At 62.7% G+C, this 19,832-nt stretch carries 19 protein-coding genes; 9 read left to right on the top strand and 10 right to left on the bottom strand.

What is annotated here, in order from left to right; translation table 11 throughout:
* The first annotated feature begins 143 nt into the window (after positions 1–143).
* Complete coding sequence (locus ACVWYQ_RS35675) at positions 144–944, top strand: SDR family NAD(P)-dependent oxidoreductase (RefSeq protein ID WP_271545629.1); 801 nt, start codon at positions 144–146, stop codon at positions 942–944.
* Positions 945–1,119: 175 nt separating this feature from the next.
* Here ACVWYQ_RS35675 and ACVWYQ_RS35670 read toward each other — a convergent pair whose 3' ends face one another.
* A complete protein-coding gene (locus ACVWYQ_RS35670) occupies positions 1,120–2,217 on the bottom strand; it encodes an ISAs1 family transposase (RefSeq protein WP_404542838.1) in 1,098 nt (365 codons plus the stop codon).
* 107 nt (positions 2,218–2,324) lie between these two features.
* The gene (locus ACVWYQ_RS35665; protein ID WP_404546276.1) at positions 2,325–3,629 is read right to left on the bottom strand and encodes a PQQ-dependent sugar dehydrogenase; all 1,305 of its coding nucleotides are present in this window, start codon (positions 3,627–3,629) and stop codon (positions 2,325–2,327) included.
* A gap of 263 nt (positions 3,630–3,892) precedes the next feature.
* On the opposite strand from ACVWYQ_RS35665, the gene ACVWYQ_RS35660 reads away from it, so the two are divergent.
* From ACVWYQ_RS35660 to ACVWYQ_RS35650, 3 genes are all read left to right on the top strand, one after another.
* Positions 3,893–5,083 carry a urate hydroxylase PuuD gene (locus ACVWYQ_RS35660; protein WP_404546278.1) on the top strand — a complete coding sequence of 397 codons (1,191 nt, stop codon included), beginning with the start codon at positions 3,893–3,895 and terminating at the stop codon, positions 5,081–5,083.
* Between the two features lie 146 nt (positions 5,084–5,229).
* The gene (locus ACVWYQ_RS35655; protein ID WP_271545633.1) at positions 5,230–6,087 is read left to right on the top strand and encodes a VOC family protein; all 858 of its coding nucleotides are present in this window, start codon (positions 5,230–5,232) and stop codon (positions 6,085–6,087) included.
* Positions 6,088–6,163: 76 nt separating this feature from the next.
* Positions 6,164–6,439: a hypothetical protein gene (locus ACVWYQ_RS35650; RefSeq protein ID WP_271545635.1), complete on the top strand. Its 276-nt coding sequence runs from the start codon at positions 6,164–6,166 to the stop codon at positions 6,437–6,439.
* Here the strand turns inward: ACVWYQ_RS35650 and ACVWYQ_RS35645 are convergent.
* The gene (locus ACVWYQ_RS35645) at positions 6,436–7,473 is read right to left on the bottom strand and encodes a L,D-transpeptidase family protein (protein WP_439099740.1); all 1,038 of its coding nucleotides are present in this window, start codon (positions 7,471–7,473) and stop codon (positions 6,436–6,438) included. The two genes, ACVWYQ_RS35650 and ACVWYQ_RS35645, sit on opposite strands and share 4 nt — an antisense overlap.
* A 178-nt stretch (positions 7,474–7,651) precedes the next feature.
* Here ACVWYQ_RS35645 and ACVWYQ_RS35640 point away from each other — a divergent pair, with 178 nt between their 5' ends.
* On the top strand, positions 7,652–8,614 hold the full coding sequence (locus ACVWYQ_RS35640) for a lytic transglycosylase domain-containing protein (RefSeq protein ID WP_271545637.1): 963 nt from the start codon (positions 7,652–7,654) through the stop codon (positions 8,612–8,614).
* A gap of 42 nt (positions 8,615–8,656) precedes the next feature.
* Here ACVWYQ_RS35640 and ACVWYQ_RS35635 read toward each other — a convergent pair whose 3' ends face one another.
* Entirely contained in the window at positions 8,657–9,721 is a 1,065-nt protein-coding gene (locus tag ACVWYQ_RS35635) for a DUF1236 domain-containing protein (RefSeq protein ID WP_456727036.1), read from the bottom strand.
* Positions 9,722–9,807: 86 nt separating this feature from the next.
* On the opposite strand from ACVWYQ_RS35635, the gene ACVWYQ_RS35630 reads away from it, so the two are divergent.
* Entirely contained in the window at positions 9,808–10,266 is a 459-nt protein-coding gene (locus ACVWYQ_RS35630; RefSeq protein ID WP_157287046.1) for an NUDIX domain-containing protein, read from the top strand.
* An 11-nt stretch (positions 10,267–10,277) separates the two neighbouring features.
* On the opposite strand, the gene ACVWYQ_RS35625 is transcribed toward ACVWYQ_RS35630, so the two are convergent.
* Complete coding sequence (locus tag ACVWYQ_RS35625; RefSeq protein WP_456727035.1) at positions 10,278–11,261, bottom strand: Bug family tripartite tricarboxylate transporter substrate binding protein; 984 nt, start codon at positions 11,259–11,261, stop codon at positions 10,278–10,280.
* Positions 11,262–11,691: 430 nt separating this feature from the next.
* On the opposite strand from ACVWYQ_RS35625, the gene ACVWYQ_RS35620 reads away from it, so the two are divergent.
* Both ACVWYQ_RS35620 and ACVWYQ_RS35615 read left to right on the top strand, forming a co-directional pair.
* Complete coding sequence (locus ACVWYQ_RS35620; RefSeq protein ID WP_456727034.1) at positions 11,692–12,327, top strand: hypothetical protein; 636 nt, start codon at positions 11,692–11,694, stop codon at positions 12,325–12,327.
* Entirely contained in the window at positions 12,294–12,593 is a 300-nt protein-coding gene (locus ACVWYQ_RS35615; RefSeq protein ID WP_456727033.1) for an HGGxSTG domain-containing protein, read from the top strand. Before ACVWYQ_RS35620 ends, ACVWYQ_RS35615 begins: the two co-directional genes overlap by 34 nt.
* A gap of 410 nt (positions 12,594–13,003) precedes the next feature.
* On the opposite strand, the gene ACVWYQ_RS35610 is transcribed toward ACVWYQ_RS35615, so the two are convergent.
* The 5 genes from ACVWYQ_RS35610 to ACVWYQ_RS35590 form a co-directional block, all read right to left on the bottom strand.
* Entirely contained in the window at positions 13,004–13,435 is a 432-nt protein-coding gene (locus ACVWYQ_RS35610; protein ID WP_404542850.1) for a DUF2721 domain-containing protein, read from the bottom strand.
* Between the two features lie 27 nt (positions 13,436–13,462).
* The gene (locus ACVWYQ_RS35605) at positions 13,463–14,452 is read right to left on the bottom strand and encodes a SphA family protein (RefSeq protein ID WP_404542851.1); all 990 of its coding nucleotides are present in this window, start codon (positions 14,450–14,452) and stop codon (positions 13,463–13,465) included.
* Positions 14,453–14,729: 277 nt separating this feature from the next.
* Positions 14,730–15,734 (bottom strand): HAD family hydrolase, encoded by a 1,005-nt coding sequence (locus ACVWYQ_RS35600; RefSeq protein WP_404546280.1) that lies wholly within the window; start codon positions 15,732–15,734, stop codon positions 14,730–14,732.
* 134 nt (positions 15,735–15,868) lie between these two features.
* Positions 15,869–17,311, bottom strand: a complete 1,443-nt coding sequence (locus ACVWYQ_RS35595; protein WP_271542304.1) for a DUF1254 domain-containing protein — start codon at positions 17,309–17,311, stop codon at positions 15,869–15,871.
* 78 nt (positions 17,312–17,389) lie between these two features.
* Positions 17,390–18,838: a DUF1254 domain-containing protein gene (locus ACVWYQ_RS35590; protein WP_271542306.1), complete on the bottom strand. Its 1,449-nt coding sequence runs from the start codon at positions 18,836–18,838 to the stop codon at positions 17,390–17,392.
* A 675-nt stretch (positions 18,839–19,513) separates the two neighbouring features.
* On the opposite strand from ACVWYQ_RS35590, the gene ACVWYQ_RS35585 reads away from it, so the two are divergent.
* The gene (locus ACVWYQ_RS35585) at positions 19,514–19,762 is read left to right on the top strand and encodes a hypothetical protein (protein ID WP_456727032.1); all 249 of its coding nucleotides are present in this window, start codon (positions 19,514–19,516) and stop codon (positions 19,760–19,762) included.
* Positions 19,763–19,832: the final 70 nt, after the last annotated feature.

Genomic DNA, 19,832 nt, shown 5'->3' with positions numbered 1-19,832 from the left:
GGCCAGCCATGCGCGATGGACCGGCCGCCACATGCAATTCCGTGTGATGTCAATGACATGAACGCGGAAAGCGCGCTCTTCTCTCCCAGGAGCGCGATTGCTAGTCTGCACGAAAATAATGACAAGGACGGGAGTGAGCCGAGATGCGCTTGAAGGACAAGGTCGCGATCGTCGTCGGGGCCGGGCAAAGCCCCGGCGAAGGCATGGGCAACGGCCGCGCGACCGCGCTTACCTTCGCGCGCGAGGGCGCCAAGGTCTTGTGTGTCGACCACCATCCGGAATCGGCGCAGGAGACGGTCACGATGATCACCGCGAAAGGTGGCACGGCGGCGGCCTTCAAGGCGGACGTGACCAAGGCTGCGGACATCAAGGCGATGGTTGCGGACGCGCAATCGCGCTGGGAACGTATCGACGTGCTGCACAACAATGTCGGCGTCAGCCTCGCCGGTGGCGATGCCGAGCTGCTGCAATTGACCGAGGAGGCCTTCGATCGCGTCGTCGCCATCAATCTGAAGAGCTGCATTCTCGCGGCGAAGGAAGTGATCCCGATCATGCGCGCGCAGAGAAGCGGCGCCATCATCAACATCTCGTCGATGGCCGCGATCACCACCTATCCTTACGTCGCCTACAAAGCGACGAAGTCGGCGATGATCGCCTTCACCGAACAGCTCGCCTACCAGAACGCCGAATACGGCATCCGCGCCAACGTCATCCTGCCCGGCCTGATGAACACGCCGATGGCCGTCGACACCCGCGCCCGCGAATGGCACAAAACCCGCGCCGAGGTCGAAGCCGAACGCGACAGCAAGGTGCCGCTGCGCAGAAAGATGGGCACGGGCTGGGACGTCGCCAACGCCGCGCTGTTCCTGGCGAGCGATGAGGCGAATTTCATCACCGGCGTGACGCTGCCGGTGGATGGTGGTGCGAGCGTGAGACGGGGCTAGGTCGAGGCGAGCGTGCTGCTCTTACCCTCCCCTAAAGGGGGAGGGTCGATGCGCATGCAGCGAAGCGGAATGCGCAGCGGGGTGAGGTGACGGTCTCTCCGCATCGAACGCTGCCGGAGTGGAGAGATCACCCCACCCTGGCGCTTCGCGCCGACCCTCCCCCTCCAGGGCAGGGCTATCGCATGTGGCCTAGGAGTTCGAAGAAGAAGGTATCGTTCCAGCCGGCGCGCTTGAGCTTGAGGCGCAAGGAGATTTTTGTATCGGGGTGAGCTCTGGCGACGTTGAGGGCGAGTCGTCTGAGCACGGCAAGGTTGGCCGGACCGTTGTCCTTGCGATTGCGGGCCAGATCCTCGTCGAGGATGACATCGAGCGGCCAGTGCAGGCCGTTTTCGATGGTCCAATGGGTGCGAACAATGCGCAAAACCTGCGTTCGACTGTAGTTCTGGCTCATCAGGAAGTAGCGTTCGACGGTTTTATCGTTCCCCCGCTTGCTCCTGATCCGCGCGACTGCCTTGAGGCCAGGAAAGTTATGCTTTTGGGCCATGTCTTTGACGGGCACGACAAGCGCGCTGCGCTTTTCTTTTCGCCCATGGTCTGCATCCGTGGTGGCGACCGGCTTCTGACCCTTGCGCGTGGCTGCGGCAATCGCTGCCTTGGCGTCAGCCAACAGCGCGGGCTGATTCTCCTTCACAGCCAGCACGTAATCGCCGCCCCGCGTCACGATCTTTTCGGCCATGCCGCGGTGGCAATGCAGTGCATCCGCCGTCACTACGCAGCCTTTGAGTTGCAAGAGTTCGAGGAGTTGCAAAGCGCCGAGAGCTTCGTTGTTGTTTGGCGCCAGAACATTGGCCAACGCCATACGCGTCTGCGCCGCCCAGGCCGTCACCATGACCGGCGGCATGTGGCTTTTGCCGCTCTCGTAGCCACGCCGCAGCGCCTTGCCGTCTAACGCGATCACGCCTTGTGGCTGTGCAATCTTCGCACCTTGAGCGAAAGCCTCCATAAAGCGTCGGAATGCCGCTTCGAACGCTTTTGGATCGAGCATGCGGAACACACGGCTGAACGTATCATGGCTCGGTAATCCATGCTTAAGCACCAGCACGTCCTGCCAAAGGTAAGCCTTCAGCCGCGCAAACAGCGCCATGTCGGTGCAACTTGTCGCTCCGCACAACGTAGCCATCAGGGCGATGAACAAAAGCTCCGTCAGGTCGTGCAGCGCATTGTCCGCACGCGGGTCGGGCAGCTCTTCGAAGCACTCCGAAAATCGATCCATCGGTCGCTCCTTCCAACTCCGGGAGTCACCTTCAGAATCGATTTCTCTCCAAATCGCAATGCCTTAGGATTACATGCGATTCCCCTGCCCTCCAGGGGAGGGTAAGATCAGTGCGTCACCCGCCAGATCGTGCCGTTGCCATCTTCCGAGATCAGCAGCGATCCATCCTTCGCCACCGCCACTCCCACCGGCCTGCCCCACACTTCCGTATCGTTCACGACGAACCCCGTCACGAAATCCTCGTACTCGCCGGTCGGCTTGCCGTCCTTCATGCGGATGCGGATCACCTTGTAGCCGGTGCGTTTCGACCTGTTCCAGGAGCCGTGCTGGGCGGCGAAGGCGTCGCCCTGGTATTCGGGCGGAAACTGCGCGCCGTGGTAGAAGGTCATGCCGAGTGAGGCCGAGTGCGGCTGGATCAGCACATCGGGCACCGTCACCTTGTCCTTGAGATCCGGCCGCGCGCCGGCATGGCGCGGGTCTTCATTGCCACCGATATAGAACCACGGCCAGCCGTAGAACGCGCCTTCCTTCACGCTCGTGACGTAATCGGGCACGAGGTCGTCGCCGAGACCGTCGCGCTCATTGGTCGAGCACCAGGGTAGACCGGTCTGCGGCTGGATCGCGAGGCCGACGCAGTTGCGGATACCGGTGGCATGGATCTTTCGCTCCTTGCCGTCAGGGTTGAAGGCCAGCACCGCGCCGCGCTCGAGCTCGCTGGCCCATGTGGCGCCGAGCGGCTGCGTCTTCGCCCACGCCTCCATCCCGCCGGGCGGCGTGCCCATGCCTTCGGCGACGTTGCTGAGCGAACCCACCGACACCAGCATACGCGTGTTGTCGGGCGTGAAGACGATATCGCGGGTGGAATGGCCCCCATCCGGCAGGCTTGCGACAACCGTCTCCGCCTTGCCGCGCGCCTTCAGTTCGCCGGCCTTGTACGGAAAGCGAACGACGCTGTCGGTGTTGGCGACATAGACCCATTGCGGATTGTCGCCGTTCGGAAAAAAAGCGATGCCGAACGGCTGCCGCAGACCACTGGCGAACACCTCGTTGGTGGCGACCTTGCCGCCCTCGCCTGCGCGCAGCACGCGAATGGTACCGGCGCGTGTTTCCGCAACGAACACGTCGCCATTCGGCGCCGCGCGGATGATGCGCGGCGCACGCAGGCCTTCGGCGAACAGCTCGATCTTGAAGCCGGCCGGCACCTGGAGCTGGGCTTCCGGCGGACGCGGCACCACGCGCGACGAGCTCGCAACCGATCGCGTGGCGCCGGGCCTGACCAGATCCTGCGGCCGGATCAGCCTGACCGTGCCGGGCTTGTCGGCGCGCCAATCGCCATAGGCGTCCTTGCCCTGCAACACGGGCTCGGCGTGTGCACCGGCCGCCGCAGCAGCGGCCAGCAGCGCTGCGAGCATCGCCACGAACGTTATCCTGTCGCTCAATTCGTCGTCCTCCGCCTTGGGCGTGTCGTGCGTCAACGCCGATCACCCGCAAAAGGTCTCTCGGCGAGTTTGGCGACTGCCGAATCCCACGTCAGTTCATGCCCGCACGATGTGCATCAGCCGCAGTCCATCATACTGGAAAATGCGGTTGAACGGTGCGACACATTGTGAGGGCGGCGATCGCCGGTTACGGTCATGGAGGCTGCGGCATCCAGGTCGCGCCGGATGAGGAGATCATGTGGGGATCCGTCATATCGGAATGGGCGAGCCTGCTGCTGCGCTGGCTGCACGTGGTGGCCGCAATCGCCTGGATCGGCAGTTCCTTCTATTTCATCGCCCTCGACCTCAGCCTGAAGCCGAAGGCCGACCTGCCGGGCGGCGTGCAGGGCGAGGCCTGGCAGGTCCATGGCGGCGGCTTCTACCGGATCATGAAATACCTGGTCGCGCCCAGCCAGATGCCGGACGAGCTGACCTGGTTCAAATGGGAGGCCTACACCACCTGGCTGTCCGGCTTCGCGCTGATGGTGGTGGTGTATTATCTCGAGGCCGAGTTGTTCCTGGTCGACAAGTCGATCCTCGACCTCACATCATTCCAGGCTGGACTGTTCAGCTTCTGCAGCCTGGCGCTGGCATGGCTGCTCTATGAGGCCGCCTGCCGCACCGGGCTCGCCCAGCGCGAACTGCCCTTCGCCATCGGCGGCTATCTGTTCCTGGTCGCACTCACTTACGCCTTCACCCATGTGCTGAGCGGACGCGGCGCCTTCAACCAGATCGGCGCGATCATCGGCACCATCATGGTGGCCAACGTCTTCACGCTAATCATCCCGAACCAGAAGAAGATCGTGGCCAGCCTGATCGCCGGACAGGCGCCTGATCCCAAGCTCGGCAAGGCCAGCAAGGAACGCTCGGTCCACAACAATTACCTGACGCTTCCCGTCGTCGTGCTGATGATCAGCAACCACTATCCCCTGCTCTACGCCACGCGCTTCAACTGGATCATCGTCGCGATCGTCCTGGCGCTCGGGCCGGTGATCCGCCACTTCTTCAACGAGCGTCATGCCGGGCGCAAATCGCCCTGGTGGGTGTGGGGCGTGGCCGCGGCCGGCGTGATTGCGATCCTCCTCCTCTCCGCCGCCGGACCGCGCGAGGTGAAGACGGGCGCATTGTCGGCGCCCGTCACGGCCGCCAATGTCGAGGAGATCGTGATGTCCCGCTGCAGCATGTGTCACGCGGCCGAGCCGGTCTGGGCCGGCATCGTCACCGCGCCGAAGGGCATTGTGCTAGACACGCCCGAGCACATCCATCGCAACATCCGCCTGATCGGACGGGTCGCGGCCTGGTCCAATTCTATGCCGCCCGGCAACATCACCGAGATGACCGGCGAGGAGCGCGCCGTCCTCGCGGCCTATATCGAACAGGCGCGCTGACGCACGCCGGACGAGGATGCATCGCGCGGAATGAAATTCCGCATCTCTCGCCGAATTGAAAATGACTTGACGGCCCATCCGGCGTAGACATGGCCGGCAGCCGCCGGCGCGGCGCAAAATCAGCTTGCAATCGGGGAATAACAACAGTGGCCCTCAAGAACGTCATCGGTATCGACCACGCAGTCGTCATGGTGAAGGATCTCGACAAGGCTGCCGAGAATTATCGGCAACTCGGCTTCACGGTCTCGCCGCGCGGCACCCACAGCGCGCATATGGGCACCGGCAATTACACCATCATGTTCGACCCCGATTACATGGAGCTGCTCGGCGTGCTCGTGGCAACCGAGCACAATGCGCCGGCCCGCGCCTTCGTCGAGCGCCATGGCGAGGGCATCGAGCGCATCGCTTTCACTGCAGTCGATAGCGCCGCCGGCGCCGAGGAGATCCGTGCACGGGGCCTGGAGCCGATCGGCCCGACCGATTTCGAACGCCCCGTCACGCTGCCAGACGGCACGATCTCGGCGGCGAAATTCCGCACCTTCATGTGGCCGACGGCTGAAGCGCCGGGCGGCGTGCGCATCTTCGCCTGCCAGCACAAGACCCGCGAGACCGTGTGGATCCCCGAGCTGATGACCCACGCCAATGCGGCCAAGCGGATCAAGCAGACGCTGATCGCAACGCCAGAGCCTGCCAAGGAGGCCGCGCATCTCGCCCGCCTGATCGACCGCGAGGCGAAGACCGACGCGGACGGCGCCGTCATCGTGCCCTCCGGCGGCGATCGCGCCGACTTCGTCTATCTGACGCTGGACCAGCTCGCCAAGCGCTATCCCGGCGTGTCGCTGACCGGCCTCTCCGAACGCGGTGGCGCCGCGCTGGTGCTGGTCAGCGGCGATCTCGCCGCGACCGAGAAGGCGCTGGGGCCGGCCGCCGTGCGGAGCGGAGCTGCGATCTGCGTGCCGCCGGCCAAGGCCAACGGCACCCTGCTCGCCTTCATTGCCGGCTGATTTGAACCAATTCTTTAACGGGCGTTTACCCGGCGGCTGTAGACTTCCCGGCCATCAAGCCACCGGGGCCAAACGCATGTTCAAAGAGGGATCGCCGATCGCCTATGACGCGCCGGCCGAGTTGAAGAAATGGCCGTCGCTGAAGGGCGAGCGGCTGAAGGATCGCGGTTCGCCCTATCTCGTCTACAACGGCACGCTCGCCGAATGCGTCCGCGAGCTCATGGGCAAGCCGATCAAGGGCATCTCGCTCTACGACATCATGACGACGCCGCAGGCCGCCTTCGATCAAAACGTGCTGTCGCCCGGCGACGCCGCGGAGATCGCGATGCGCAAGGATTTTCCCAAGGACTAGTTCGCGGCACGCTTCGCAGCGGGCGTGCCCTGCCGCTTCGATGAAGATTCCGTCGGCGCATCGAGGAAGACGACGGGCATGCCGCGCTTCACGTTCTCGCCAAGCACCCGCGCGTCCCAATTGGTGAGCCGAACGCAGCCGTGCGACGCCGACTTGCTGACCTTGTCGGGCTCTGCCGTTCCGTGGATGCCGTAGCCCTGCGCCGACAGGCCGATCCAATATGCGCCCACCGGATTGTTCGGTCCCGGCTTGATGTCGAACGGTCTCTTGGACTTGACGCTCTTGAACTTGTACTCGGGATTGTAGCGGTAGGTCGGCAGCTCGTGGCTGGCGGTGACCTTCAGCGTTCCCGTTGGCGTCGGGCGATCCGGACTGCCGACTGACGCCGGATAGAACGCCAGCAGAGCGCCGCTTGCGTCGAACGCTTTCAAGGTCCCGTTGGTCTTATCGACTTCGAGCCGGGCAATGCGCGGCAGCTCGCGCCGCGCCGGAACATTGGCAACCACGATCGTCTCTCCGGCCTTGTCGAACGCCTTGCCCGGATTGAGCGCCTTGAGCAGATCCGCGCTCATGTGGAATTTCTCGGCAAGTCCTTCGAGCGGGCTGGTGTAGCTCAGCGCGTCCAGCGACTTCATGTCATCGAGCCTGGCCGGCAGCTTCTTTAAGAACGGTCCCTTCACGTCGGCGTCGGTGATCTTGTAGTCGACGAGAATCGGGCCCTCGCTCGCTGCGGTCAGCCTGTCCCAGAGCTCCGGCGCCACAACCTTGTCGGATGCGATGCCGTTCTGCTCCGCGAACGCCTTGAGCGCCTTCTGCGCGTTCTCGCCGAGCTTGCCGTCGATCTCGCCGGGCGAAAATTGCGCGCGATCGAGCAGCACCTGAAGCTTCACCACGGCTGCATTCAGCTTGTCGGTGGCCGGCGGCTTCGCAGGACGCGCAGCCTCGTTCACCGCGGCCGGATCGAGATTGCCTGCGAGCGCCGGGCCGGCGAGCCACAGCACAATCACCGCGCCAAGCATCCATCGCATCGTCATCGCGCATCCCACTCGCAAACGGCCCGCAAAACCGCGGATGGTTTCGCTTCGGGAACACCGTAGTAACACCGAAGGAACCGACGAGATCGCAGCTTTGCCGCAATCGGACGGTTAAGAACTTCCTATCGCCGGCGCATCGCTGGCCGTTCATCCACACAGTTCGAGGTTGTCCCAGCAAATGCGATTTGTCGTCGCGGCTTGCGCCGCGTTTCTGCTTCTGATGTGCGATCTCGATCCGTCGGCATCCCGCCAAGCATCACGTTTCGACACCACTGTTCTCAAGAACAATCATGCCTCGTCACTTGTTCCGGTGGTCGAGCTCTTCGTCGCCAGCGTGCAGGCGATCGAGCTTGCCAATGCGCACGCGGCGTACGAGCAGGTGATCGAGCCACCGCGCGCGGTTGAGCCGGTCGTGCAGGCGGAGCCCTCGCCAACCGAACGATTTTGTCACGCGCTGCGCGAGGCCGCAGAATCCAGCGGCATTCCGGTGCCGTTCTTCGCGCGCCTGATCTGGCAGGAGAGCCGCTTCAAGTCCGACGAGGTCAGCCATGCTGGCGCGCAGGGCGTCGCGCAGTTCATGCCGGGGACGGCCGCCGAGGTCGGGCTCGACGATCCCTTCGATCCGATGAAGGCGCTGCCGGCGTCGGCAAAATTCCTGCGCAAGCTGCGCGACGATTTCGGCAATCTCGGCCTTGCTGCCGCCGCCTACAATGCCGGTCCCGGCCGCATCCAGAAATGGCTTGCCAGGCAGAGCGAGCTGCCGCGCGAAACGCGTGACTATGTCCGGATCATCACCGGCACCAAGGCCGAAGACTGGACCGAACGGTCGGAGGCGCTCGCGATCCGCATCGACCTGCCGCGCGAAGCGCCATGCGAAGGCATCGGCAGTCTTTCGAAGGCCAAGGACGTCGCCTGGGTTCCGGTGAACCTGACGCCTTCGGTTGCGAACATCATTCGCAAGGGTGAGCAACTCGCGGCGCGCGTGACGACGAATCTCGCCCGCAAGCGGCTCGCCACACTGTTGCGGAAGAATGTCACGGCTCCCGGCAAGGCCCGCAGCATGATCGCGGCACGCGCGGCCGGAAAGAGCGCGAAGGCGCGCGCCGTTCGTCTCGCATCGCGCGAACGGACATCAGGCTAACGATCGGAGCCGCTCCCTTGCGCGGCTCCAATCGCCATCGACCTAGTCGATCTCCTCGATCACCCTCCGCTCGCGCGGCTCGATGACATAGGTCCGGGTGTCGCGGTGGATGTAGCGATATTCACGCAAGCCCGGCGCATCGCGGTAGACCGTGGTCGGGAACTCCTCGACCTCGACGCTCTCGGGAAGACGGTCACCGACGCGGATCTCACTGCGCGCTGTGCTGCCGGTGGTCCGTACTTCCTTGCGCCCCTCGGTACGGGTTTTCGCATGCTTGCGGATCACCTCGCGATCGCGATCCGAGAACTTGCTGGCGCTACGCTCGCGCGTGGTCGTCGTTGTCGCCGTGGACTGGCCTGAATACGGCAGCACCGTCACGATCTTGTAGGTCGCCGGATCGACCACGACGATCTGATCTTTCACCAGCGCAAAGCTGTAGCCGCGATATTGCGGCACGATCTCAACGACGTCGGGCGGCAGCGTCGAGAGGTGCACGTCGCGCGGCACCACCGTGCCGACGTTCAGCGAGAAATTGACGTTGGTCAGCGGCCGCACGTTGAGGTGCGAGATCGACGCGCTGATCTTGGTCTCCTGCTGCTTGTTGAGGTTGACGTCGGTCTGGGCGGCCGCCTGGTTGCTCGTCGGCGCAGTCGGTGCCTGCTGGGCCTGGTTGGTTCCAGATGCGGCCGGTGCCTGCTGGGCTTGATTGCTGGCCGGCGGCGGATTGGACTGGTCCTGCGCCTGGTTGGTGTTCGCAGGTGGCGGGTTGGCGCTCTGCTGCGTTGCAGGCTGGTTGCCGGCTGCATTGGAATTTGCCGTCCCGCTTTGCGACTGCGCAGTCGAGCCCGTATTGGCGGTGCCGGAGCCGGACGATGGTGGATTGGTCTGCGTGGTCTGGGTCGACGTTCCCGACGGCGGGGATTGCTGCGGTTGCGATGTGGTCTGCTGCGTGTCGGTCGCGCTCGACGGCGAGGTCGTGGATGGCGCGGTGGAGTTCGACTGGGACTGCGTCGTCTGCTGAGACGGCGGATTCGTGCTGGGCGATTGCGCATACGCGGCGCTCGCCAGCACCACCCCCAATGCGGTGGTTGCCAACAGGCGGATCATGGTTCACTCCCTTTCAACAAATGAAACTGCGCTACTAACCTGCGCTAAGACGCTCAGTTCCACTTTTTCCCGTGCCGGAACCTGCAATGCCATCGAAGAGTGCCGGGATCATCGCTTATCGCAGGCGTGGGAACATCGAGGTGCTCCTGGTCCATCCCGGAGGGCCGTTCTGGCGCAACAAGGATCTCGGCGCATGGTCGATCCCGAAAGGCGAGTACGCGGACGGAGATGACGCAGAGACCGCTGCGCGACGTGAGTTCGCCGAGGAGCTGGGGCAGGAGCTTTCCATGCCGCTGACTCCGCTCGGCCAGGTCAGGCAGCGCGGGGGCAAGCTCGTCACCGCTTTCGCGGCCGAGCTCGATCTCGACGTGCGCAGCATTCGCAGCAACACGTTCGAGATGGAATGGCCGCCGCGCAGCGGCAAGCGGCAGGCCTTTCCGGAAGTCGACCGCGCCGAATGGTTCACGCTCGACGCGGCGCAGGAGAAGATCAATGCAGGACAGCGTCCGCTGCTCGACCGGCTTACGCTGCTGATCGGCAGATAGCGCGTCGCTCCCTATTCCGCCTTGATGTTCGCCGCCGCGACCACCTCTGCGAGCTCCTTGGTCTCCTTGGCGATCTTCGCGGCGTAGTCGGCCGGGCTGAGCACGCTGACGACGCCCTGCGCGCCAAGCTTCTCCTCGGCCGAGGGATCCTTGGCGGCGGCGACGATCTCCCGGTGCAGGGTTTCCAGGATCGGCGCGGGCGTTGCCTTGGGCATGAAGAAGCCGACCCAGAACGAGATGTCGAATCCGGGATAGCCGGCTTCCGCCACGGTCGGCACGTCGGGCAGCGCCGGCAGCCGCTCGGCCGAGGACACCGCCAGCGCGCGCAGCTTGCCGGCCTTGACCAGCGGCACGGCGGAGAGCGGATCGAACACCGCCAGCACCTCCTGCGCGAGAATGCCGACCTCGGCGGCCGAGCCGCCGCGATAGGGCACATGGATCAGCTTGATGCCGGCTTTCTGGCTGAGCAGCTCCATGGCGAGATGGGCGAGATTGCCGTTGCCGCCGGAGCCGTAGGCGAGCGCGCCGGGCGCGGCCTTCGCCGCAGCGACGAGATCGGCCACCGACTTGACGTTCGCCGTCTTGGGATTCTCGGGGTTGACGACGAGGACGAGCGGCGCCGAGACCACCGTGGTGAGCGGCGCAAAATCGACTTGCGGATCGTAGCGGATGTCCTTGAACAGCGTCTTGTTGAGCGTGATCGTGGACGAATTGCAGGCGAGCATAGTGTAGCCGTCCGCGTCCGCACGCGCGACGCCTTCGGCCGCGATCATGCCGTTGGCGCCGGCGCGGTTCTCGACCACGAAGGGCTGGCCGAGCTTGTTGCTGAGCCGATCGCCGATGATGCGCGCGACGACGTCGACCGGGCCGCCCGCGCTGAAGCCGACCATGATCTTGACCGGCCGCGACGGATATTTCTGCGCGAGAGCCTCTGTCGCCAGCGCCAAGGCGCATAGACCTGCGATGACTGCCAGCAGGCGGGCGGTTCGTTGCATTCGTTCTCTCCCAGACCTCTTGGCGCCGCTTGTGCATGCTTGTTGGTGCGACGCCGTAGAAGTCATGAATAGCGGCCGTGCCGGATTTCGCAATCGCGTATGAGCGCCGGCATTCCGCCGCAGGGCACGTGCGTGCCGCTTCCAGAAACAAAAGTGCGAAAACAACCCCATGCACAGTAGACCGCCCCTGTAAGAACAAGGACTTGCGGGGGCGTACGAAAATTTTTCGGATTTACGAAATAAATTCTGTCACGTCGGGCAAAACAGTGCCATAATGCCATCATCGCAACAGTCGCGAGCGTCACGGCCTGCCGGCCCGGACCCGTGCCGACGCGGTTGCGCCTAAACCCTTCATCGACATTCCTAAATCCGCATTCGCGCGCAGCGGCGAACGGCCGTTCGCGCTTGCGCGCTCAAAGGACACATGCCCATGACGACAGCTCTCGAACGCCACATCCCCTCACCGCTCGCGGCATCCGATCGCAGCGTCCCCGCTGCGCCGCCGCGTGTAAAGCTCTACAAGCGGCGCATCGCGATCCGCCATCCCGACCCGCATGCCGGCGAGCAGCTGCTGGTCGAGGCGCTCGGCGCCGCCGACCGTGACGCGATGCACGGAATATTGAGGCAATTGGTCAAGGCCAGTGTGGTCGGGCAGAAGCCGGATGAAGCCAATCTCGCCTTCATGATCTCGACGATCAGGAGCATCGCGCCCAAGGATTCCGTCGAGGCGATGCTGGTGTCGCAGATGGTGTCGGTGCACATGGCGGCGATGCGCTGTGCATGCCGGCTCGCCTGCACCGACGATCTCGCGCAGCAGGAGGGCATCGCCCGCGCGTTGACCCGGCTCTCCCGCACTTTCGCCGCCCAGGTCGAAGCGCTGAATCGCCACCGCAACAGCGACGAGCGCGGGATCACGGTGCAAAACCTGTCGGTGCAGGATGGCGGACGGGCGATCGTGGGCAACGTCACGCAGCATGCTCATCTGATCGACGCTCATCCGGACACTGCGTCGGGCGCGGCCGGCGAAGCCGAATGGGCGGACGCAACGCAAGGCGCCCGCGCATGAGCGGCGGCCACGTCCGCAACACGCACGCGATGGTGACGAGCCCGCGCTGCGGGGCGCGGACGCGCGACGGCACCGCCTGCCGCGCGCCGGCGATGCACGGCAAGCCCCGCTGCCGCATGCATGGCGGCGCGCCGAGGTCGGGCGCTCCGAAGGGCAACCGGAATGCATATCGACATGGAATGTGCACACCGGATGGTCGCGCCGAGCGACACAGAGTGAAGACTTTGCTGGAGGACGCTCGGAAGCTTCTGAATGAGCTGAAGTAGATTGCGGCGCGACCTCCGGCGCCGGTCGTGGCACGGGCGAATTGGAGCGCGTCATTTCCGGCGCGAGACCTGACCTAGAAGACGAAGACTCTGATGGATCTAGGGGGCCATATGTACGAAGCTACGAAGCTCGATTAGCAATTGAGTGAGAGCCTGAGCCGTGCGGGACGGCGTCGGACCGATCGGGAGGCCGAAATGCCTATCACCGTTTCTATGATGGGGACGTCAGTTGGTTGTGCCGGTGGCAGACGGAGTGCCGAAATTCGACATTGCCCGGAGTTGCAAGCTCGACGTCGCCGTCACCGCCGGCCTCTCTGTTGATCAGTCGATAAAGAGCTGCTCTGGGCTGGTTATTCACTCAGGCGATTGGTGCTGGTCCCTTCCGGCTGATGGGTGGGTTGAACACTGCGTCAGGCGTAATGATCGAACTCGCTCAGTGCGATTCGCACCTCGCGGGCAAAATCAACAAGCGATGCAGTGAACGCACCAAGGGCAACCATGAACAGGATGGCCACCCCGCGCTCATGCTGAATCTGAAGAAACGCGCTTGCAAACGCGACGACGACAAGAACCGCTACCGAAATACTGCCGATCACGGCCCAGAAGATTGCCCGGTTCAGCATGGCCGCACGTCGCATCAAACGTGGCAGATCAGCCTTCAGCCGGCATCTCACATCGTCCTCGGGTATCCCGTTCAGGACAATCGTTCTGTCAACGATACGATTTTGACGGGAGATCAGGACCGCAATGAAGGCTGCCAGCGCGCCCAGAAGAAACGCGGGCGCCGCAGCCTGCGAGATAACGTGGGATAGCTGACTGACAGTCGGCGTATCGGGTAGCATCGGTTGCCGCTTTCCGCGCGATGTGCCTTACTTCGTCACCACCCGGCGCGCCGGTGTCAGCGTGCTGGTGGGGGCCGTCGGCGAGATCGCGAACGTCAGCCAGACATTCCATCCCGACGGCCGGTTCTCGGCGGCAAATTCGCCATAGCCTTTCAGATTGAGATATCCCTGCATGTCGCCGATCGGAAAGAGATATCCGAACTGCGGGCCGATGCCGAAGACGCGGGACCGGAAACCGCCGAGCTGCGGATGCTGGCCGAAGTCGTCGGTGATCTGCTGATATCCGTAGCCGACGAAGCCGACGAAAAACTGCTTGGAGAGGAACTGCGAGATACCCCAATCGACATGGAAGTCGATCCCGTTCTGGTATTGCGTGTCGGGATTCTTGAAGTTGTAGGTGAAGCCCGCGACGGCGGAGAATTCGTGTCCCGCGGCCGGGTTGAAGTAGGTGTAGCCGCCGCCGGCGTCGATCGCGGCGTGGCCGATGCCGAGGTTGCTGAGGCGCGCGGGATCGTAGGCGCCCACCGGAATGTCGCCCGTCACATAGGTCATGAAATTGTGCACGCCGGCGTTCCACTTCAATGTGGCCTGCGGATAGAGGTCGCCGACGGAGGTGAGGGAATCCGAGATGCTTCCCTCGCGGGTTATCACCAGCGGTCCGAGTGCCGCGGTGAGCGTTCCGTCAATGCCGGTACTTGCTCGGCCGAACAGGCCAGTGATGCCGATGGCCAGTTGTCCGCCAAGCACCGGTGTGCCGAAAGTGTAAGTGGGATTCAAAAGAATCAGATCGGCCTGCGCGTTCAGACTGGCATTAAGATTGACGTTCACCGTTGCCGGGAATCTGCCGATCTGGATCTGCCTTGCCGCGGCGACGGCGCCCGATGCTTCGACCGAGGTGTGATAGTACACCGCGGCCATGGACCAGCCCGGCACCTGAGGTGTCGCTGCAAGGCTGCCGAAGCGTCCGGGAAGCCAGTAGGAAACGCCGCTTTCGTCGGCGTAGGCCGCCCCGGACATCGATCCCAACATTAGCAGAGCCGCGCCGAGGCCGCGGCACGTGCGCTGACGGTTGGAACTTCGCTTGGGAAGGTGGTGCGCCATATACCTGCTCCCAATGGCTGGAGACCACAGTGCTCTACCCGAGATTGCCATAGATATAATAGCTCGTCGTAGGCTATCGCTCTGAAAACGGTCCAGATCAAAAATCCTTCGCAACTGTTGCGCTAAAGTCGCGAGAACATCGCCTACTATTCCTCCATCGGGCATTGCGAAAACGGCCCCGTCCACTTGATGTTCATTTGCTTCCAAATGGAAATATCTTCCTCCAGTCGTTCTTCATGTCGACAACGGTCCAGCCCATCGCCTGGGCCGCGTCGAGCGCTTTGTCGAGGCGGCCAATGGAGGAATGGCGATCGTAGGCCCATTCCCGTTCGGCGTCGGTATGGTGCACGATAAGGGCGAAGCGGACACCGCCGCCTCCCTTGGCCCATTCGAGCATTTGCAGGTCACCGTCGGAGTTGCCGAAAGCCGCGATCGGATGGCGGCCGATGTGCATCTGGATGCCGACGGGCTTGCCGGCCTTGTCGTCAATGAAATCGAGTTCGGGCAGTTTCATGAGAACGGGTTTGCCGTCGCGCAGCTCGAAGTTCAGCTTGCCGCTGCTGCCCACCACCTGCTCGGGCGGGACGCCATAGACCCGCTCGGCAAAGACGCGCATGAAGTCGATGCCGCCGCCGGAGACGATGAACGTCTTGAAGCCGTTGCCGCGCAGATAGGCGAGCAACTCCAGCATCGGCTGATAGACCATCTCGGTATAGAGGCGCCCGGTCACCGGGTGTTTGGCTGTGGCGATCCAGTCGCGCACGATCTGGTCGAATTCCACCGTGGTCATGCCGGAATGGGTGGCCGTCACGATCTGGAAGATGGCGGCCTCGCCGCCGGCGAGCGCGCCTTTGATGTCGCCCTTGAGCAGCGAGGCAAACGGCTCCTTGTCCTTCCACTCCGGATGCAGCGGGGCGAGCGCCTTCACGCGGTCGAATGCGAAGGCAGCCTGGAAATAGATCGGCTGCTCCGCCCACAAGGTGCCGTCATTGTCGAAGGTGGCAATCCGCTCGGCAGGCGGCACCAGGTCGGGCGAGCCTGGCTTCGTCACGCGCTCGACGAAGGTGACGATAGAATTTTTGGTCGCCGTATCATTCCACGACGGCAGCGGATCGGCCGCGGGCGTTTGCGCCAGGGCGGACACGACAGGAAACGCGGTGAACGCTGCAAACGCAGACAGCACCGCGCGGCGGTTCATAACGGAAACCCGTTGGCCGAAGCCATGTTCGGATCCTCTCTTGTTTTCCATTGTCCCTGCTTCGGATCGGGCACACGTCGACAACCAGGCTGCGTCCGCCATCACCTTCCGGCGATGGCGGACCGACCCGAATGCTAGCTCGCCACGACGATCGCCGGCGGCTTCCAGGTGCCGTTGCCGGGGGGCAGGATCGACGGTGCCTCGGTCTTCGGCCAGTACAGCCGCATGACGAGGTAAATATCCCCGTTAGGTGCTGGCAGCCAGTTGGATTCCTTGTCAGCGCCTGGCGATTTGTGCTGGATGTACAACGTCACTGAGCCGTCGGCATTCTTCTTCATGTCGGGCAGCATCGGCGAGTTGATCAGGTATCGGTTGATCGGATTTTCGATCAGCAACTGCGTCTTGCCATCATACATCGTCACCGACCAGAATGCATTTACGGGTGGAGCTTGTCCTGCCGGGAAGGTCAGCGTGTAATTGTGCTTGCTGCCGTCGAGCGCCTCACCATTGGCGAGAGCTTTGGTAAAGGGGTACATTGCCTCTTCCGCATCGTTGCCATAGATGCCGCCCTTGGCTGCGGCGGCTCGCTTCAGCCAGTCGCCGCTGAAGAATGCCCGGTCTCCGAACAGCGACCCGATTTTCCATCCATTGACCTCCTTTTGCCCGCCAGCAAGATACTTCTCAACCTTCTCCTCGCCGTCCTTCATGCCAAAGCCGATTTCGAGCTTGTGAGCAATCGGAAGTTCCTTGAAATCGAAGGTCTTGCCGGGGCCGACGCCAATGCGCGCGAGCCTCGCGCGGATTTCCTTTTCCTCCGGCCCCGCAGGTGCGAACTGCAAGGAGAAGTCGAGATATTCGAAGAAGTTCTTCTTCACCAACTCCTTGTCGATCTTGGGAAAGTCCACGGCGGCCGTACCGACTGTGACTGATTGCTTCAAATAGGCTGAGAGCGGCTGCACCTTGAATCCGGCCTGTATCTTCTCGACATTAGGCATGTCCGCCGGATTGAAAAGCTGCGTCCGATAGCCAGCGATGGAAAACTGCGTCGTGGACCGGAACACCTTCTTGATACCGGCAGGCGTTGCGCCCTGCCAGTCTGGTCCAGCAACCATATAGTCTCCGGCATCGCTGCCGGTCGCGCGGCTACCGATATATCCATAATTGAACGTGTTGCCGTCGCACAGCATGATCGAGTAGTAGCGCTTGGGATCCACCGCCGGCACCGAGAGGACAACCGGCTCCGCTCGCAGGTCCATCCAGGCAAACGAATACGGTGTGTCGCTGTTGGGGGTGATAACCGCGGTGTCCTTGTAGGTGAAGACCCGTGGCTCATTCTTGATCTGATTGAACGGCGCCTTGTATTGTCCCGAATTCTTGTCGACAGAATACTCGTACATCACAGCGTAGTTCATCACGATCGGGAGCCCGTAGATGAAGCCTTCCTCGGCGATGGCCTTGGCCTCGCGGATGTCCGGCCATTCCGTCTTGGCCTGCGCGTTGGCCGGGATAGCCTTGGTCGTCGTGACAGTGATTGCAGCAAGCGCCGCGGAACGGAGAAGGTCGCGTTTCGTCAACATGGTGCCGGCTCCTCTTCAGGGATGATTGTTTTCGCGCGGTCAAACGCCGGCGCCGAAGCGCCGGCGTGCCGTCAACTTTCATTGGGCCGAGATCCCCACCGTTGTTTGCGACCTCACGACCGGCGGCGGATTCCATTTTCCGGTCAGCGCCTCAGACTTCGGCGCGTACAGGCGCATCGTCAGGTTGAATGGCGCCTTCGGCGCTGGAAGCCAGTTGGCTTCGAGCTCCTTGCCGGGGCTCGCGTTCTGGAAATAGAGATCGAGCGAACCATCCGCATTGTACTTGAACGGCATCCAGCTACTCACCGCGAAGCGGTTCAGTGTGTTGCCGACCTGGAATCCGTCCTGATCGTAGAGCGTGATCGACCAGAACGCATTGACCGGAGGGGTGGCGCCCTTCTCGAAGGTGATGGTGTACTTGTTCGCGCCATCGAGCGGCTTGCCGGATTCATCGGCGAGATTGAGCGGATAGATGGCGTCCTCGACCACGTTCGCGCCCAGCCCCTGCTGCGAGAGAATGGCCCGCTTCAGGTAATAGTTGCCATAAACGCCCACGGTGTCGGTATTCATCGACCAGCCGTTGGCAACCCGCGCCAGCGTCGGCAGCTTCCAGGCCATCAGCTTTTGCGCATCCTTCGGTGCGGCTTCCACCGCCCGCTGCACGGTGGGATCGAGCTTGCCGATGTCAAAGCTCTTGCCAACTTCGATGCCGATTTTCTTCATCTGCGCGAGGATCGGCTCGTCGGTGATATGTGGCGGATGCAGCTTGAGCAACTCGGCGGCGTTGGCGAAATAGACGCCCGCCGACATGGTATCGACCTGGGTTTTTGGCGGTGTCTTCATATCGACGCTTGGGTCGGGCTTGAAATCAAGCGGTCTGGGCGCCTTGCCATATTCGGAAAGAAGCGTGACCTTGTAGCCGGCCTGGATTTTGCGAACCGCGTCATAGTCCGGCGGGCCGTCGGTCTTGGTCCGGCCGATCAGCCAGACGTAAGGCGTCGGCGCGTTGATGCGCTGGGTGTCTTTCGGAAGCTTGAACTCCTCGGCAAACTTGTCGCGCAGATCCGGCCGCCAGCCTGGGGGTGTCACCAGAAACGTCCCGGCCTTGGTGCCCGTCGTGCGCCAGCCTGGCGACGCAAAAACATCGGTCCACATGTCGAGCATCGGCAGCAGATAATAGCGTCCATCGGTATCCGGCGCCGAGATGACGACAGGCTCCTTGGTCATGTCCAGCCACGATACGGAATACAGCGTGTCGAAGTTGGAACGCACCACGCCCTTGAAATCCGCCGGCGGGTATTCGGCCACGTTGACGAACGTATTCATCGGGCCCTTGAAATCGGTGGTGCCGTTGGTGAACTGCTTGCGGGATACGTCCATCGACAGCAGCGGGTAGAAGTAGACGTAGGCGTCAACCGCGATGGCGTGCGCCTCCTGTTCGGTGATGGCCGCCTGGGCGAGCGCCGCGGGCGCGGCTGCCGCGCCGAGGCAGAGAGACAACGTCAGGGGCAGAAATCCTCGAAACATATCGGGTCCTCCTCTTCAGTGATGTAATACGGTCTCCATCGTCGGTTCGTTCGGAATTCGGCGTCGCGCGCTCGGCGGGTGCCGCGGGCGGTGCCGATTGTTTTTCATGGATGGCAGGGCTGCCGTGTGCTGGGCAGGCGCTATTTCGGTCCCGCACAACGTCGCGGTCACGCCGAGCGTTCCGAAATCTGATTCAGTGCTGTGATACGCATACATCATTCCTTGTACAGAAAACGACGGAGCCACTTGAATCGCTGGTGAGCGAGGGAGCGTGCAAATGAACGTGCGACGTCGACGCCGCATGGCGTCTGCATAATCGAAACAGGATTGCTGGGCGATAAAGCTTGTCGTTGAAGGGCACTTCGACGTGCGGCTTCGGCTACCTCCACCGCATCACGATAGCACAACCTAACAGTGAGGGCCAGCCATGATCACTATTCTGGCCTATATGGTCGTTCCGCTGTCGCTTGTGTCTCGAAATTCAAACTGGTGCGATGGGGGCGGGTTGTTTGGGTCTATCTCGCTGTTAACAGGCGGACCTATCCTCGCGACATTTCTCGCTCTTTTTAATTATCGAATGTGCAGGACAAGTTGTGGCGATCCCGATCAAGCCGAACGTGCCGGTAAAGGCCAACGACGTGCTGTTTCAAATCGACCCAGTACAAGGTCACGCAGTTGCAGGCTTCGCTTGCCGGCGCAAAGCAGCCGGTCGAGATCCTGAAATCGAATTGCGAACTGGCAACGGCGAATGTCAGTGGGCTCACCACGCAGGTTGCCTACAACAAGAAGCGTCTTGCCGACGCGCCGTTCCGAAACCGGAATGCGCGGAAGCATGGATGGTTCACGAGGGAAACAATCAGCGAGCGGAGACAGATCGATTGTTTGCTGGATGATGCGCTGAAGCTGCTACGGAACTTGACGTGATGGCGTCCGGCCGGACGCGGATGACGGACGGACGCATGGAGATTCGAAAACCCCGTGCACACGGAACTTC

This window comes from Bradyrhizobium sp. USDA 3397 (assembly GCF_054060965.1).
This window is presented reverse-complemented; position numbering and strand designations above follow the sequence as displayed.